Genomic DNA, 14252 nt, shown 5'->3' with positions numbered 1-14252 from the left:
AAGCACAAGGTATTTTTAATAAGCGGAGGACTATATGAAAAAAACGAAAAAAATCTTAGTCATTGCAGTACTGATGGTATTGCTGGGCAGCTGGCTGGGCGGTATGTTCAACACATCCATGTACTCGGTATCTGTAAAAAAAATTGAATTTGAGACGGAAAGAGGAACGCTCTCGGCGCTCCTTTATATGCCAAAGGGAGCCGGCGAGGAGAGTAAACGGCCGGTTATTGTGACTACCCATGGATATTTGAATTCCAAAGAAATGCAGGATGCACCGGCCATTGAGATGTCGCGCAGGGGCTACATTGTTCTTGCATTGGATATGTATGATCATGGTGACTCTAGATGGGAAGATCACTTTGAAGTGGGAGAGCAGTTTTCTACTTTCTGGATTTATTCTCAGCTTGACGCGGCAAATTATGCGGCGCAGCAGGATTATACCCTTAAAGATGATAATGGAAATGCATATGTGGCGGTTAGCGGACATTCTATGGGCGGTTTTTCGTCGCTGGTTGCCCTCTATATGGATGAAATGGCATCTCTCCAGCGTGGAACAAGAAATATTTATACGGGAATTTCTGTGGGAGCGGATTATTCTTATGCATCTGCTATTGCATCAGAACAGGATTATATTGCGGCATTTGGAGACCGCACCGTAGGCATGATTGCCGGACATTATGATGAATTTTTCTTCGGCAAATCCGATGATGAAAAGACAGAAGAAGAAAAGGCTGTAAATGGAACTGTTACCTACAAAGATTTTGCAGCCACAGCGTCGGGAAAAATGTTTCTGGGTGTGGGAGATCAAACAGAGTCTGCAGAATCTGAAAAGTTCTATACGGTAGAATCCGGGGAGCTTGTTTATGACGGGAATGTGGTTCGCGAATCCCAGACAGGACAGCATATTATTTATACGCCAAATCAGACGCATCCGTGGAATCATTTTTCAAAGACTACAACAGGGAATCTGATTGATTTTTATCAAACTGCTTTTGCAGATGCTGTAACTGCTGATATGACAAACGCGGATCTTTCTTCCGGCAATCAAATCTGGTTTTGGAAAGAGTTTTTCAATCTAATCGCATTGATAGGGTTTTTCCTGATGATTGTACCGATTGTTACTTTACTGTTGAAAGCGCCGTTTTTAAGAAATTCCGTGACAGAAGAAATAGATGTGGTGAGAGTTCCGCAGACAGCATTTGGAAAATCCGGTTTCTGGATTATGGTTGTATGCAGCATTTTATATCCGGCAGTATTTTTCTCTACTCTGATGGATAAAAGCGCATCTGGATTAAAAATTCTTGCAGTGGGCGGAGGCGTTATCTGTGCTGTGAATTTAATACTGGCAGTGTTATATTTTATGAAGAAGGAAAAGGGCCGGGGAACTGCAATGATTGCCGGGGCGGTAGTTTCTCTTCTGGCAGTTTTAAATTTTACGCTGGCAGATAAGGTAATTCCGCTGAATGGAAGCTTTTGTGAGCCAACTACAAATCAGATCGCATATTGGGCAGTAAGCTGTGGATTAATAGCGTTGATAATTCTGTTTATGTTTTACGGCATTTCCAGAAAAAACCTGGGTACAAAGGCAAAAGACTATGGAGTGAGGCTGAAAGGAAAAACAATTGCGGCAAGTTTTGTTACCGCATTGGCAGCAGTAGTAATTGTTTATATTGTATTGTTTGTGGTTCAGGCAGCTTTTGGAGTTGATTTCAGAATCTGGGTACTGGCCGTCAGAACATTTAAACCTGAATTTTTAGTCACAGCGTTATGCTATCTTCCGTTTTTCTTTATTTATTATCTGATTAATACAACAGCACTTAATGCAAATTGCAGAAAAAGGAAAAATGGTTACCTGATAGCAGTTCTTATGAACATAGGAGGTCTGGTAATCTGGCTGGCCCTTCAGTATGGTCTTGATTTTGCCAGAGGTGTGTCTTTGCAGCCGACACAGGCTTTAAACGGAATATTACTGTTTGCTCTGGTACCCTGCCTTGGAATTGCGGCAGTATTTGCAAGAAGGGTATTTGATAAAACCAATAATGTCTGGCTTGCATCGTTTTTGAATACATTTTTGTTTACTATGATTTCGGTAGCGAATACAGCTATGTTCTGGAATATGGGTTAAATATAGCAGTATAATGTGAAGGGCAGAGGGTAAATTGCTTTGGCAGGTATTTATCCTCTGCCTTTTTTGTAGTTATATCAGATGTGCAGCGCTTGGGAATAGAATATTGTCAGCAAAGCTGACCCGAATCGCGCACTAAGTCTCGCTCTCGCGAGACTTGAATTATCAATTCTGATCTGAATTTCTTAATTTTGTATAAGTCTGTGCTATGTCCTATTTTTGACAAAAACGTTGTTATAACAACATAAATTTGAGAAAAACAATATTATACTGAATTTATAATCTAACAGTTAAATATTGGAAAAGGATAAGGAGGACATATGATGGAACATAACATGTTTTGTTTTCAGTGTGAACAGACAGCCGGATGTACAGGCTGTACCAAAGGGGCCGGAGTATGCGGAAAGACGGCGGGAACCGCAAAATTACAGGATGAACTTACAGGAGCTTTAATTTCCCTGGCCTGTACAGCAGCAGATGAGCAGAGAACAGAGGCGCTGGACCGCCTTGTACTGGAAGGATTATTTACTGCTGTAACAAATGTTAATTTCAATGATGCGACTATCAGCGAATTAGCCGGACGCGTCAGAGCGGCCGGAGCGCAGATCAGCGGCTGCGGACAGACAAAGGATTATGATATGAACAGGATCTGGGATGCCGGGGAGGATATCCGTTCTTTAAAATCCCTGATTTTATTTGGGATAAGGGGAATGTCAGCCTATGCGTACCATGCCATGGTGCTTGGGTATAGAGATAAGACGGTAAACGGATTCTTCTATAAAGCTTTAAGAGCTCTTGAGAAAGAGTGGGGTATGGAACAGCTGCTGCCTATAGTACTAGAAGTAGGCCAGCATAACCTGACTTGTATGGAGCTTCTCGACCGGGCTAATACAGAAAGTTTCGGAACGCCGGTTCCTGTTACCGTCCCTCTGACAGTTGAAAAAGGCCCATTTATAGTAATTACCGGTCATGATCTGCTGGACTTAAAGAAGCTTTTGGAACAGACAGAAGGAAAAGGTATTAATATTTATACTCATGGAGAGATGCTTCCGGCTCATGCATATCCGGAACTGAAAAAATATTCTCATCTGAAAGGAAACTTTGGTACCGCATGGCAGAATCAGCAGAAGGAATTTGCGAATATTCCGGCACCTGTTTTATTTACGACAAATTGTTTGATGCCCGTTAGGGAAAGTTATGCTGACCGGGTATTTACAACAGAAGTGGTATCTTATCCGGAGATGGTCCACATAGGAGAAGAGAAAGATTTTACACCGGTGATTGAAATGGCGCTGGCTCTTGGCGGTTATGAGAAGGATATGGAGTTTACCGGAATCAATGGCGGGAAAAGTGTAACAACCGGATTCGGACATGGTACGGTATTAAGTGTTGCAGACCAGGTGATTGATGCCGTAAAAAACGGAGCTATCAGGCACTTTTTCCTGGTAGGCGGATGTGACGGAGCCCGCCCGGGACGTAATTATTATACGGAATTTGTAAAACAGACACCGGCAGATACTGTAATTTTGACACTTGCCTGCGGCAAATACCGATTCAACGATCTTGATCTTGGCACAATTGGCGGCCTGCCGCGGCTGATGGATATGGGGCAGTGCAATGACGCATACAGTGCCATCAGGGTCGCAGTGGCTCTAGCTGAAGCATTTAACTGCGGAGTGAATGAGCTTCCGCTTTCCATGGTATTGTCCTGGTATGAGCAGAAAGCAGTCTGCATTCTTCTGACTTTGCTTCATCTGGGAATTAAGAATATACGGCTGGGCCCGACGCTTCCGGCATTTGTATCGCCCAATGTTCTAAAATATCTGGTAGAAAATTATAACATTGCACCGATTACAACACCTGAAAAGGATCTGGAGGTTTTGCTGGGAGAATAAGAATACGTTATTGACATATATTGCTTTCTTTTGTCCGAACCTGCAGATCAGAATGCACATATATTAGTAAAAAATGTTTCTTTTGGAGAAGGAATATATGATTACGATTAGTCTGTGTATGATTGTCAGAGATGAGGAGAAAGTTTTGAGCAGAATACTGGGACAAATGCAGGAAATTGCAGATGAAATCATAATTGTTGACACAGGATCTGAAGATAGAACAAAAGAAATTGCAGAGGGTTTTCATGCGAGGATTTTTGATTTTCCCTGGATTGGAGATTTCTCGGCAGCTAGAAACTTTGCTTGTGAGAAAGCACGTATGGATTACTGGATGTGGCTGGATGCAGATGATGTGATTACAGAATCAAACAGACAGAGGCTGATTCAGCTGAAACAGACACTGGAGCCGGAAACGGATGTAGTTATGATGAAATACCTCACGGGATTTGACGAATATGGAAATGTTTCATTTTCTTATTACCGAGAACGGCTGATTAAAAATAACAGAGGATTTTTTTGGAAAGGGAAGGTTCATGAAGCAGTGGAACCTGCCGGAAAAATTCAGTATATTCCCATTGAAATTGAACATAGAAAAATAGCTGCGGGGGATCCTGACAGAAATTTGAATATCTATGAAGCTATGATTCAGAATGGAGAAGCTCTGGAACCGCGTCATCTGTTTTATTATGGAAGGGAGCTTTATTACCATCAAAAATACGAGAGAGCAGCAGAAATATTTCAGGAATTTCTTCAGTCAGAAGGCGGCTGGATGGAAAATAAGATAGATGCCTGCCTCCAGCTCTCCTATTGTTATGAGAAATTTCTGAAAAAGCCAAAGAGGCTGGAAGTACTTTTTTACAGTTTTATCTTTGACGAGCCAAGAGCAGAGATATGCTGTGAGATAGGACGTATTTTTATAGAGCAGAAGAAATATAACCAGGCTGTGTATTGGTACCGGCAGGCATTAAATGCCAGACGTAATCCTGATAATGGAGCGTTCATGCAGCAGGACTGCTATGATTATATACCAAATATCCAGCTGTGTGTCTGCTATGACCGGCTTGGAAGATATGAAGAGGCCTTTAAATATCATGAAAAATCTATGAAGATAAAACCGGATGCAAGGGAGGTACAGCTTAATATAAGCTATTTTGATAAATTGAAAATGTCAGGTAAGCTTAAGGGAATAAGCGGTATAAAAATGCACAAGTAAGCGGCCCGTTTCATATGGTATATCAGGCATTATTTTTTGCCAAAAGCATTTGAAAGGGGAAATACTATTGTTTAATGATTTTAGAAATAAAAGAAACAGCAGGAATGCCGATGAATCAGAACAGCTCACACAGGCTGACTGCTCTGACGGCAGATGCACTACTGCAGGTTCCGCCAGCGGCCGATGCCAGACAAATTGCTGCTGTCAGCGGGGACCGACAGGTCCTATGGGACCAAGAGGCTGCCAGGGTCCTACTGGTCCCCGGGGCTGTCAGGGGCCGGTAGGTCCTAGAGGTTTTAACGGCCTGGCGGGGATAACAGGTCCGGCCGGCAGAGACGGCCAGAACGGGGCAATGGGTCCCACGGGAGCAACAGGCCCAGCAGGAGCCACAGGGCCGACGGGTCCAACCGGAGCGCCGGGTGCGGCTGGGGCTACTGCTCCGGTTATTTATGCCCAATCACTGGCTTAAATTCAAGTCTCGCTTTTGCGAGACTTGGTGAGCGATTCGAGTCAGCTTTGCTGACAACATTCTCTTTCTAAGCGCGGCACCTCCGCTCGGAGCGTATGTCAGATGGGGGATTGGCACCCGAACTGATACTAATTTGTTACTCACCGCCTGCAGAGGCGGAAGTCATCCCACATCTGATATAGAGAATAAAACGACAGGTTAAGTTCCTCTGTCTGCTTTGTTCTCTGCAGCGGCTAGAACGTATTTATTGTTTTCAATAAAATCTATAATCCGTTTGAACGGATCTTCAAATTTGAATACAATGGTAATCCCACCGCCTTCATGAATGAAAATATCTTTTACCAGTTCCAGGAGAATACCCTGTGTCAAAGTCTGTACATTTTTGTACTTGAGGAATGCGTTAAGATATGGATTGCCGCAAGTGATATCTTCATCTATAACCTTAATGTTCTCTTTTAGATGCTTAATCATCACTTTGAGCTGTCTGGACTGAGTTTCAAACTTTACTTTCATTTTTCTGTATTGATTGTGAGTGATATCTCCGTTTTTCCAGTCCAGGTATAAATCAGTTATAATGTTTTCTGTCTTTTTAAGCTCCTGAGTACGTAGCTTTAATAAGGCCTCCAGCTGTGCAGATTTATTTCCGGCAGCCGGAGCCTTTTTAATCTTGTCAATAATTTCCGGCAGGTGCACAGCCAATTCAATCTGCCTTTGAATAGCAGTTAAGACTGCCGGTTCTAATACATCCAGACGGATAGAATGGATGGAGCATTTTGTTTTTGATTTTCGTTTGTAGGTAGAACAATTATAATAGATCAGGTTTTTTGACGGCTTTCTTGTCATAGCTTTTTTACAGTCTGCGCATCTGAGAAAACCAGAAAACAGATAATTCTGCTTTTTGCCGGGAGCACGCCTTGTGTCTTTTGCCTGTAACTCCTGTACTCTATGGAACAATTCACTGCTAATAATAGGCTTATGGGTATTAGGTACACGATACCATTTATCTTCAGGAATTGTTATTTTGTCATGTACTTTATAGCTGATAACTTTTTGTTTGCCCTGAACCATAGTTCCAATATACATTTCATTAGAAAGAATGGTTGTAATACTTGATGACTGCCACAGACCATCATTTTTGTCAGCCTGGGAATTATGGTACTTCATACCCTTGCTCCGTTTATATGCAGCGGGGTTTGGAATACCAAGGTTATTGAGTTTTCGGGCGATGCTCTCTTTACTCATACTGTCTGTCAATCGCTTATATTTTGTTCCATCTCTGTCAGTTATAACTTCCGTGCTTCCGTCTCCGTAAACATACCAATGGAAAATGTCTTTTACAACTTGTGCAGCTTCTGGGTCGATGATCAGATGATTTTTATTTTCTGTGTCTTTTGCATAGCCGTAGGGGGCAAATGCTCCTATAAATTCACCGTTGCGCCGTTTGGTGTCAAAGGTTCTCCGGATATCACTGGATGTTTTGTATGCAAAGCGGTCATTCATTAAACCATTAATAGGTACTTCCATTCCATTTACTGTTTCCGGGTTGATAAAAGTATCAATTTTAGGATCGCTCAGCGTAATAAAGCGGGTATTAAAACGAGGGAAAAAACTTTCCAGAAAATAGCCCTGGTCGGAATAGTTACGGAAGGCACGGGATAGATTTTTACAGATAATGCAGTTTACTTTTCCTGTTTCCACATCATGTATCATTCTTTGAAAGCCGGGACGCTCATAATCTGTACCGCTTTGTCCATCATCAATGTAAATGTCCGTGACCACATGTTCGTCTTGAAAAGACTTTTTAAGGAACTCCAGCAGAATTTTTCTTTGGTTGGAAACACTGAGGCTTTCGTCACTTCCATCATCACGGGAAATGCGGATATAGATAGCGATATACCAGATTATTTTCTTTGGTGCAGCTGAAAATGATTGTTTTCGTATACGTGCCATGCTGACCTCCTATCCCGTATAACTATATTTGTACGGCACCGTATTTATGAGAAAGCGTCAGCTTTGTTTTAATTGTATAAAAAATTTTGTAAGTATTTCCTCAAGAGCTGGGGCCTGATCGGAATAACAGACACGAACCGGGGTATTACCACATAAAAAACAATAAGGATTTTTTAATTGTTCCAGAAAAGCAATTATTTTCTGTTCCTGTGTCAGAGTGCTATCTGTTTTTATAGTAGATATATCTATTAAAGTTTCTTTTTTTATTTCTTTTATGTCTTGCCGGCTCATTTGTGATAGTTGTTTGCTGTTGATCATCAGCGGACCTCCCCTTTTCATTTATAAAAAGTGTCATTTTTAAAGAGTATTTGTATCTGTACGCTACAGCTTATGCCAGCACGATTGTCCATTATGCTGCGGGCAGAGGAGAAAATAAAGATAGTATAGGGGGAACGGCTGGCGTTCTGTTAAAGATAAAACTAATAGGGAAATATCTCACGAGAAAAATAGATTTAAAAATGCTTTTTTATTTTATAGACGTGGGATATAATATGAACCATCAAACTTTTGCAGACAGGGTATCAATTGTACCCTATTTCAGATCTGGTAAAACCAGGAGGACGTAAAAATGAGCGGAAATAATAATTTGATCCAAATGTTTGAAGATAAACAAATTCGTACTTCATGGAATGCCAAACAGGAAGAATGGTATTTTTGTGTGACAGATGTGATTGCGGTTTTAACAAATAGTAAAGACCCAAAACAGTATATTAAAAAAATGCGTTCCCGCGACCCTGAACTGAATGCCAGGTGGGGTACAATCTGTACCCTAACTCCAATGCTGGCAAGTGATGGAAAAAATTATCGAACAAATGCGGCAACAATGGAAGGAATTTTCCGTATTATCCAGTCGGTTACCTCACCCAAAGCAGAACCATTAAAAGCCTGGCTTGCGAAGGTGGGGAGTGAGCGTATTGAGGAAACCATAGATCCGGAGAAAGCAATTGACCGGGCTTTTTCTACATATTTAAAAAAAGGATATGATGAAGAGTGGATAAATCAGAGGCTTTTGACTATTCGTGTTCGTAAAGAGCTTACGGATGAGTGGAAAAAGCGAGGAGTACAGCAAGGAAGGGAGTATGCCATTTTGACAGATGAGATTACGAAGGCCTGGGCTGGAATGTCTACACGGCAATATAAATCCCTGAAAGGATTGAAAAAAGAAAATCTCAGAGATAATATGAGCACTACAGAATTAGTTTTAAATATGCTTGCGGAAACTTCCACAAAAGATATTTCTGCTGCTGCTCGTCCATCTGGTTTTGAGGAAAGCAAAAGCGTTGCTAAAAGAGGCGGAGAAGTTGCGGGAATCGCAAGAAAAGCGCTGGAAGAACAAACGGGAGTTCCGGTGGTTACCAGTATGAAAGCTGCTGATTTCTATAATCTTCTTACTTCTGTTATAGAGGCTTCCTCAGCTCTTATTGAGGAGGAAGAGGGAGAATACGAAGAAAATAATGACTGAAAAGGCTTACATTCAGAAAGCAAAATCTTAAGAAGAAAAGAAGTTATGAATGTGGTTAAAGTTCTGATGAAATAAAAATATTATTGGTTAGGCATAAATAAATGCCTCTACTGGAGCCACGGGCCCTGCAGGTCCGGCAGGAAGAGATGGGCAAAATGGAGCAATGGGTCCAACCGGAGCTGCAGGTCCAACAGGTCCAACAGGCGCCACAGGAGCAACAGGTGCCGCCGGAGCAGAAGGAGCAATGGGGCCAGCCGGTCCAACAGGCCCCACAGGAGCTGCCGGAGCAACCGGGCCCGCCGGAGCAGAGGGTCCAACGGGCCCAACCGGAGCAGAAGGAGCGCAGGGAGCAGAAGGAGCAACAGGCCCAACAGGTCCAACAGGCCCAACTGGAGCTACAGGCGCAACAGGAGCCACAGGAGCAACAGGTGCCGCCGGAGCAGAAGGTGCACCGGGAGCAGAAGGTCCAACAGGCCCAACCGGAGCAGAAGGTGCGCAGGGAGTAGAAGGAGCAACGGGTCCAACAGGTCCAACAGGCCCAACAGGCCCAACCGGAGCAGAAGGTGCGCAGGGAGTAGAAGGAGCAACAGGCCCAACAGGTCCAACAGGCCCAACTGGAGCTACAGGCGCCACAGGAACCTGCAGCTGTACCTCACGGGGAGAGCTGCTTACAAATGGCGGAATGGAAAATTTCACGAGTACGGTTCCCACCGGATGGACTATGAATACGTCATCTTTATCTAATAGGGTGGCACAGACAGGAAGGGTGCATTCCGGTACTTCCGCTGTAAATCTATTAAACGGTGCGGTGCTGTCACAGGACGTTGCTATTACGGGCGGCTGCTATTATAATCTTTCCTTTTTTGCCAGAGGAGAAGGGACAGAGGTTGGTTTTACGGCAGAGCTTACGTTTACTGATAGTGCCGGTGCAAGTGTCGATGGTTTGACCATTACGGTATCGGAGCAGAATTTAACCAGTGATAACCGGGAGTTTGGTTACTTTAGGGGGATTTCTACAGAGGCGCCGGCGGATGCCACCAGTGCCACTGTCAGATTTACTGTAACTTCCACAGGAGCTCAGTCTCTGGATTTGGATGATGTTTCGTTAACCGTGGCATAGATATAGAAAAAATCTGATACGTCCATGAAATAGGGAAGCTGTATTTGTGTTTTGGAAAAACGGGATGCAGCTTCCCGTTTATATAAAACAGTAGATGATTTTTGGCAGATATGATACAGTACTTACAAAAATAGATTTAACCGGAGAGATAAAAAAATGAAAAATATTTTAGAGACGGACCGTCTGATTCTTCGTCCATGGAAAACGGAAGATGCCGGGAGCCTGTACGAACTTGCGAAGGATGAAAGGGTGGGGCCTGCTGCAGGCTGGCCGGTACATACAAGTGTGGAAAACAGCCGGGATATAATTCAACAGGTATTGTCTGCAGAAGGTACTTATGCAGTTGTTTTAAAGGAAGATGGCCGTGTGGCTGGAAGCGCCGGATTATTGATTGGCAAAGACAGTAATTTTGCCCTGCCATTTAATGAGGCGGAAATTGGTTACTGGATTGGGGTTCCATATTGGGGAAAAGGACTAATTCCGGAGGCAGTGAGAGAACTGGTCAGATATGCTTTTCAAGAATTGGGGCTGGTAAGGCTCTGGTGTGGATATTTTGACGGAAATGAACAATCTCGAAGAGTTCAGGAAAAGTGCGGATTTTGTCATTACCAGACAAACAAAGATCAGTTATGGGATTTAACAGGAGAGATTAAAACGGAACATATTTCAGTTTTAGAAGAAAAACATTGGAGAGAAAAAGCGTAATTGTTATCGAAGGTGCTATGAGAAAAAACGGAGGAACATATGACGAAAGAAACAATGATAAAAGAAGAACTGGCAAAGGAAGAATTGGCAAAAGAAGAATTGACAAAAGAAGCATTGACCTTAGAAGTGATAGAACGATTGAAGCAGGAATATCCGGATGCAGAGTGTACGCTGGATTATAACGATGCGTGGAGACTTCTGGTGGGAGTACGCCTGGCAGCTCAGTGTACCGATGAAAGGGTTAATGTGGTAGTGCAGGACCTTTATGCAAAATATCCGGATGTGGATGCTCTGGCTTTGGCGGAGCCGGAAGACATTGAAGCAATTGTCAGACCGTGCGGTCTTGGAAAAAGCAAAGCCAGAGATATCAGTGCCTGTATGAAAATTTTAAGAGATCAGTATCATGGAAATGTGCCGGATGATTTTGACGCTTTGTTAAAGCTGCCGGGAGTAGGGAGAAAAAGTGCGAACCTGATTATGGGAGATGTATTTGGAAAACCGGCGATTGTAACAGATACTCATTGTATCCGCCTGGTGAACAGAATTGGGCTTGTTGATCAGATCAAGGAGCCGAAAAAAGTGGAGATGGCCCTCTGGAAGCTGGTGCCTCCCAAGGAGGGCAGCGATTTTTGCCATCGCCTTGTATATCATGGAAGAGATGTCTGTACAGCCCGGACAAAACCCCATTGTGAGAGATGCGTTCTGCAGGATATCTGCAAAAAAAATGGAGTAGATTAGAATAAAAATGATTAAAATCTGTCTGTCAGGGCAGGATAATCAGTATAGACAGGAGGAGCTTTTAGCTGCAGTGCAGAAAAGAAGTTCCTCTTTTTTGCCTGCGCAACCCGCCGCAGGCGGAGAATCCTGCCGTGGCAGGATTTTTTTTGCATCATAGAAAACGACGCTCTTTCCTCTTTATGGCCGGTGGAAACACCTTTTATATCAGCCTGTAATATACTATTAAGTAAGAACATGATATAGTACATAAATTGTGAAAGGAGCTGCAGTAATGGATAGACATATGTCTGCAGAAGACTTAAAATATAAAAAAATGACAGAAACACCTGTTCCGCGGCTGATTGTAACGCTGGGAGTGCCAACAATTGTCAGTATGCTGATTACAAATATTTATAATACGGCGGATACATATTTTGTAAGCCGCCTGGGCAACAGTGCCAGCGGTGCGGTAGGGGTTGTGTTTGGGCTGATGGCTATCCTGCAGGCTTTTGGTTTTATGTTTGGACACGGGGCCGGAAGTATTATTTCTAGAAAGCTTGGGCAGAGAGATAAAGAGAGCGCGTCTAGATTTGCTTCCACAGGTTTTTTTCTGGCGGCTGCGGCGGGGCTTTTGATTGGGGTTTTGGGACTTTTATTTCTGCGCCAGCTGATGTATCTGCTTGGAAGTACGCATACTATTTATCCCTATGCCAGACAATATGCTGTCTTTATTTTGCTGGCGGCGCCTTTTATGACCAGCAGCTGTGTGATGAACAATATTCTAAGGTATGAGGGAATGGCAGTTTATGCTATGATAGGATTAACTGCCGGAGGCGTTTTAAATATAATTCTGGATCCGGTATTTATGTTTGGAATGGGTTTGGGGATCCGGGGAGCCGGTCTGGCTACAGGCGTTTCTCAGATTGTAAGTTTTCTACTGCTGCTTTATATGTTTCTATCGGGAAAAACAGAAAGCAGGCTTTCTTTTGGAAAGGTTACAAGGAATAGACAGGAAGTAGCAGAAATTGTAAAAACCGGTGTGCCAAGTCTCATACGCCAGGGATTTAACAGCATGTCCACAATGCTTTTAAATCATCAGGCTGCCATATATGGTGATACGGCGGTAGCTGCCATGAGTATTGTAAACCGGATCAGTTCGCTGATGTTTTCTGTAGGCCTTGGCACCGGGCAGGGGTATCAGCCTGTGGCTGCTTTTAATTATGGAGCCGGACGATATTCCAGAGTAAAAAAAGGCTTCTGGTTTACAACATTGATGGGGGAAGGGCTGCTTGGCGGGGCTGCAATAATCTGTCTGATTTTTTCCGGCAGCATTGTAGCGCTGTTTCGGAATGACCCTCAGGTAATTGCCATAGGTACCTTTGCGCTGCGCTGTCAGTGTGCAGCCTGCTTTTTTCAGCCATTTAGTATTTGTAATACGATGATGCTTCAAAGTGTGGGAAAGAGTGTCCAGGCTTCTGTGATTTCAGCATTAAGAAGCGGTATTTATTTTATTCCCCTGATTCTGATTTTACCGTCTGCCATTGGTCTTATGGGGGTACAGATTTCCCAGACTCTGGCTGATATACTGACTTTTTTGACCTGCATACCGTTTACGGTTTTATTTTTTTACAGGCTTCCTATGGATAAGGAGGCTGCCAAGGAAAGAGAGGTAACCTGATGATGTATCTATTAGCGGGACTATTGATTCCATTTGCGGGAACGATGCTAGGCTCAGCCTGTGTGTTTTTTATGAGAAAACAGATTCGGCCGCTGGTACAAAAATTGCTGCTGGGATTTGCGTCCGGTGTTATGGTCGCGGCTTCTGTCTGGTCTTTGCTGATTCCGGCTATGGATATGTCAGAAGAGCTTGATAAGCTGGCATTTGTTCCTGCCGCTGCAGGGTTTATTGCCGGAATTTTATTTTTACTGCTGATGGACCGGCTTATTCCGCATCTGCATATGGGAAGCCGCCAGCCGGAGGGACCCAAAGCTGCTTTGAAAAAAACTACAATGCTGGTGCTGGCGGTAACTTTACACAATATTCCGGAAGGAATGGCAGTTGGAGTTGTGTTTGCCGGGATGCTTGCGGATAGTACACCTATAACGCTGACGGGAGCTTTTGCCCTGGCAATCGGCATTGCCATTCAAAATTTTCCGGAAGGAGCGATTATTTCACTGCCCTTAAGAAGTGAAGGAATCGGAAAGGGGAGAGCATTTACTTATGGAATGCTTTCGGGAATTGTGGAGCCTTTAGCCGGAGGTATAACCATTCTGCTGTCAGGCCTGCTGACGCCCATTTTACCTTACCTTTTGAGTTTTGCGGCTGGGGCGATGATTTATGTAGTGGTGGAAGAACTGATACCGGAGGCCAGCCAGGGAGAACACAGCAATATTGGCACCATTGGGTTTGCCATAGGATTTGTGATTATGATGATTCTGGATGTGGCTTTGGGGTAATGAAAGCTGGTCAGAGCTTTGTACAAGTCTTGCGAGAGCGAGACTTGAATTTAGGACAGTTGAATTTTACTTTATTTAA

General features: G+C 43.4%; 12 protein-coding genes. 10 read left to right on the top strand and 2 right to left on the bottom strand.

Features of this window, described 5'->3' with window-relative positions; genetic code table 11:
• Window positions 1–34: 34 nt before the first annotated feature.
• From OCV88_RS13435 to OCV88_RS13420, 4 genes are all read left to right on the top strand, one after another.
• Window positions 35–2125 (top strand): alpha/beta hydrolase family protein, encoded by a 2091-nt coding sequence (locus tag OCV88_RS13435; RefSeq protein WP_158425952.1) that lies wholly within the window; start codon window positions 35–37, stop codon window positions 2123–2125.
• Between the two features lie 323 nt (window positions 2126–2448).
• Entirely contained in the window at window positions 2449–4020 is a 1572-nt protein-coding gene (hcp, locus tag OCV88_RS13430; RefSeq protein WP_262591354.1) for a hydroxylamine reductase, read from the top strand.
• Between the two features lie 97 nt (window positions 4021–4117).
• A complete protein-coding gene (locus OCV88_RS13425) occupies window positions 4118–5233 on the top strand; it encodes a tetratricopeptide repeat-containing glycosyltransferase family 2 protein (protein WP_158425951.1) in 1116 nt (371 codons plus the stop codon).
• Between the two features lie 67 nt (window positions 5234–5300).
• The gene (locus OCV88_RS13420; RefSeq protein ID WP_262591327.1) at window positions 5301–5702 is read left to right on the top strand and encodes a collagen-like protein; all 402 of its coding nucleotides are present in this window, start codon (window positions 5301–5303) and stop codon (window positions 5700–5702) included.
• A 198-nt stretch (window positions 5703–5900) separates the two neighbouring features.
• Here OCV88_RS13420 and OCV88_RS13415 read toward each other — a convergent pair whose 3' ends face one another.
• Window positions 5901–7652, bottom strand: a complete 1752-nt coding sequence (locus tag OCV88_RS13415) for a recombinase family protein (protein ID WP_158425950.1) — start codon at window positions 7650–7652, stop codon at window positions 5901–5903.
• Window positions 7653–7709: 57 nt separating this feature from the next.
• Window positions 7710–7970, bottom strand: a complete 261-nt coding sequence (locus tag OCV88_RS13410; protein WP_262591326.1) for a DUF6870 family protein — start codon at window positions 7968–7970, stop codon at window positions 7710–7712.
• Window positions 7971–8280: 310 nt separating this feature from the next.
• On the opposite strand from OCV88_RS13410, the gene OCV88_RS13405 reads away from it, so the two are divergent.
• From OCV88_RS13405 to OCV88_RS13380, 6 genes are all read left to right on the top strand, one after another.
• Window positions 8281–9174: a BRO-N domain-containing protein gene (locus OCV88_RS13405; RefSeq protein WP_158425949.1), complete on the top strand. Its 894-nt coding sequence runs from the start codon at window positions 8281–8283 to the stop codon at window positions 9172–9174.
• A gap of 163 nt (window positions 9175–9337) precedes the next feature.
• Window positions 9338–10294: a hypothetical protein gene (locus tag OCV88_RS15990; RefSeq protein WP_317258635.1), complete on the top strand. Its 957-nt coding sequence runs from the start codon at window positions 9338–9340 to the stop codon at window positions 10292–10294.
• A gap of 156 nt (window positions 10295–10450) precedes the next feature.
• On the top strand, window positions 10451–10999 hold the full coding sequence (locus tag OCV88_RS13395) for a GNAT family N-acetyltransferase (RefSeq protein WP_158425947.1): 549 nt from the start codon (window positions 10451–10453) through the stop codon (window positions 10997–10999).
• Window positions 11000–11098: 99 nt separating this feature from the next.
• Window positions 11099–11737 (top strand): endonuclease III domain-containing protein, encoded by a 639-nt coding sequence (locus OCV88_RS13390; protein WP_158426015.1) that lies wholly within the window; start codon window positions 11099–11101, stop codon window positions 11735–11737.
• A gap of 271 nt (window positions 11738–12008) precedes the next feature.
• A complete protein-coding gene (locus OCV88_RS13385; protein ID WP_158425946.1) occupies window positions 12009–13394 on the top strand; it encodes an MATE family efflux transporter in 1386 nt (461 codons plus the stop codon).
• A 2-nt stretch (window positions 13395–13396) separates the two neighbouring features.
• Window positions 13397–14173, top strand: coding sequence for a ZIP family metal transporter (locus tag OCV88_RS13380; RefSeq protein WP_158426014.1), 777 nt, complete (start codon window positions 13397–13399; stop codon window positions 14171–14173).
• The last annotated feature ends 79 nt before the right edge of the window (window positions 14174–14252 follow it).

The sequence above is a fragment of the Brotonthovivens ammoniilytica genome (genome assembly GCF_025566885.1).
Lineage (GTDB): Bacteria > Bacillota > Clostridia > Lachnospirales > Lachnospiraceae > Brotonthovivens > Brotonthovivens ammoniilytica.
Note: the sequence above shows the minus strand (reverse complement) of the source record. Positions and strands in the feature narration are given on the sequence as shown.

What these genes read in the sequence shown, in the direction of transcription:
- OCV88_RS13435 (WP_158425952.1), top strand. Translation starts at nt 35, where the DNA reads ATGAAAAAAACGAAAAAAATCTTAGTCATTGCAGTACTGATGGTATTG.
- hcp (WP_262591354.1), top strand. Translation starts at nt 2,449, where the DNA reads ATGGAACATAACATGTTTTGTTTTCAGTGTGAACAGACAGCCGGATGT.
- OCV88_RS13425 (WP_158425951.1), top strand. Translation starts at nt 4,118, where the DNA reads ATGATTACGATTAGTCTGTGTATGATTGTCAGAGATGAGGAGAAAGTT.
- OCV88_RS13415 (WP_158425950.1), bottom strand. Translation starts at nt 7,652, where the DNA reads ATGGCACGTATACGAAAACAATCATTTTCAGCTGCACCAAAGAAAATA.
- OCV88_RS13410 (WP_262591326.1), bottom strand. Translation starts at nt 7,970, where the DNA reads ATGATCAACAGCAAACAACTATCACAAATGAGCCGGCAAGACATAAAA.
- OCV88_RS13405 (WP_158425949.1), top strand. Translation starts at nt 8,281, where the DNA reads ATGAGCGGAAATAATAATTTGATCCAAATGTTTGAAGATAAACAAATT.
- OCV88_RS15990 (WP_317258635.1), top strand. Translation starts at nt 9,338, where the DNA reads ATGGGTCCAACCGGAGCTGCAGGTCCAACAGGTCCAACAGGCGCCACA.
- OCV88_RS13395 (WP_158425947.1), top strand. Translation starts at nt 10,451, where the DNA reads ATGAAAAATATTTTAGAGACGGACCGTCTGATTCTTCGTCCATGGAAA.
- OCV88_RS13385 (WP_158425946.1), top strand. Translation starts at nt 12,009, where the DNA reads ATGGATAGACATATGTCTGCAGAAGACTTAAAATATAAAAAAATGACA.
- OCV88_RS13380 (WP_158426014.1), top strand. Translation starts at nt 13,397, where the DNA reads ATGTATCTATTAGCGGGACTATTGATTCCATTTGCGGGAACGATGCTA.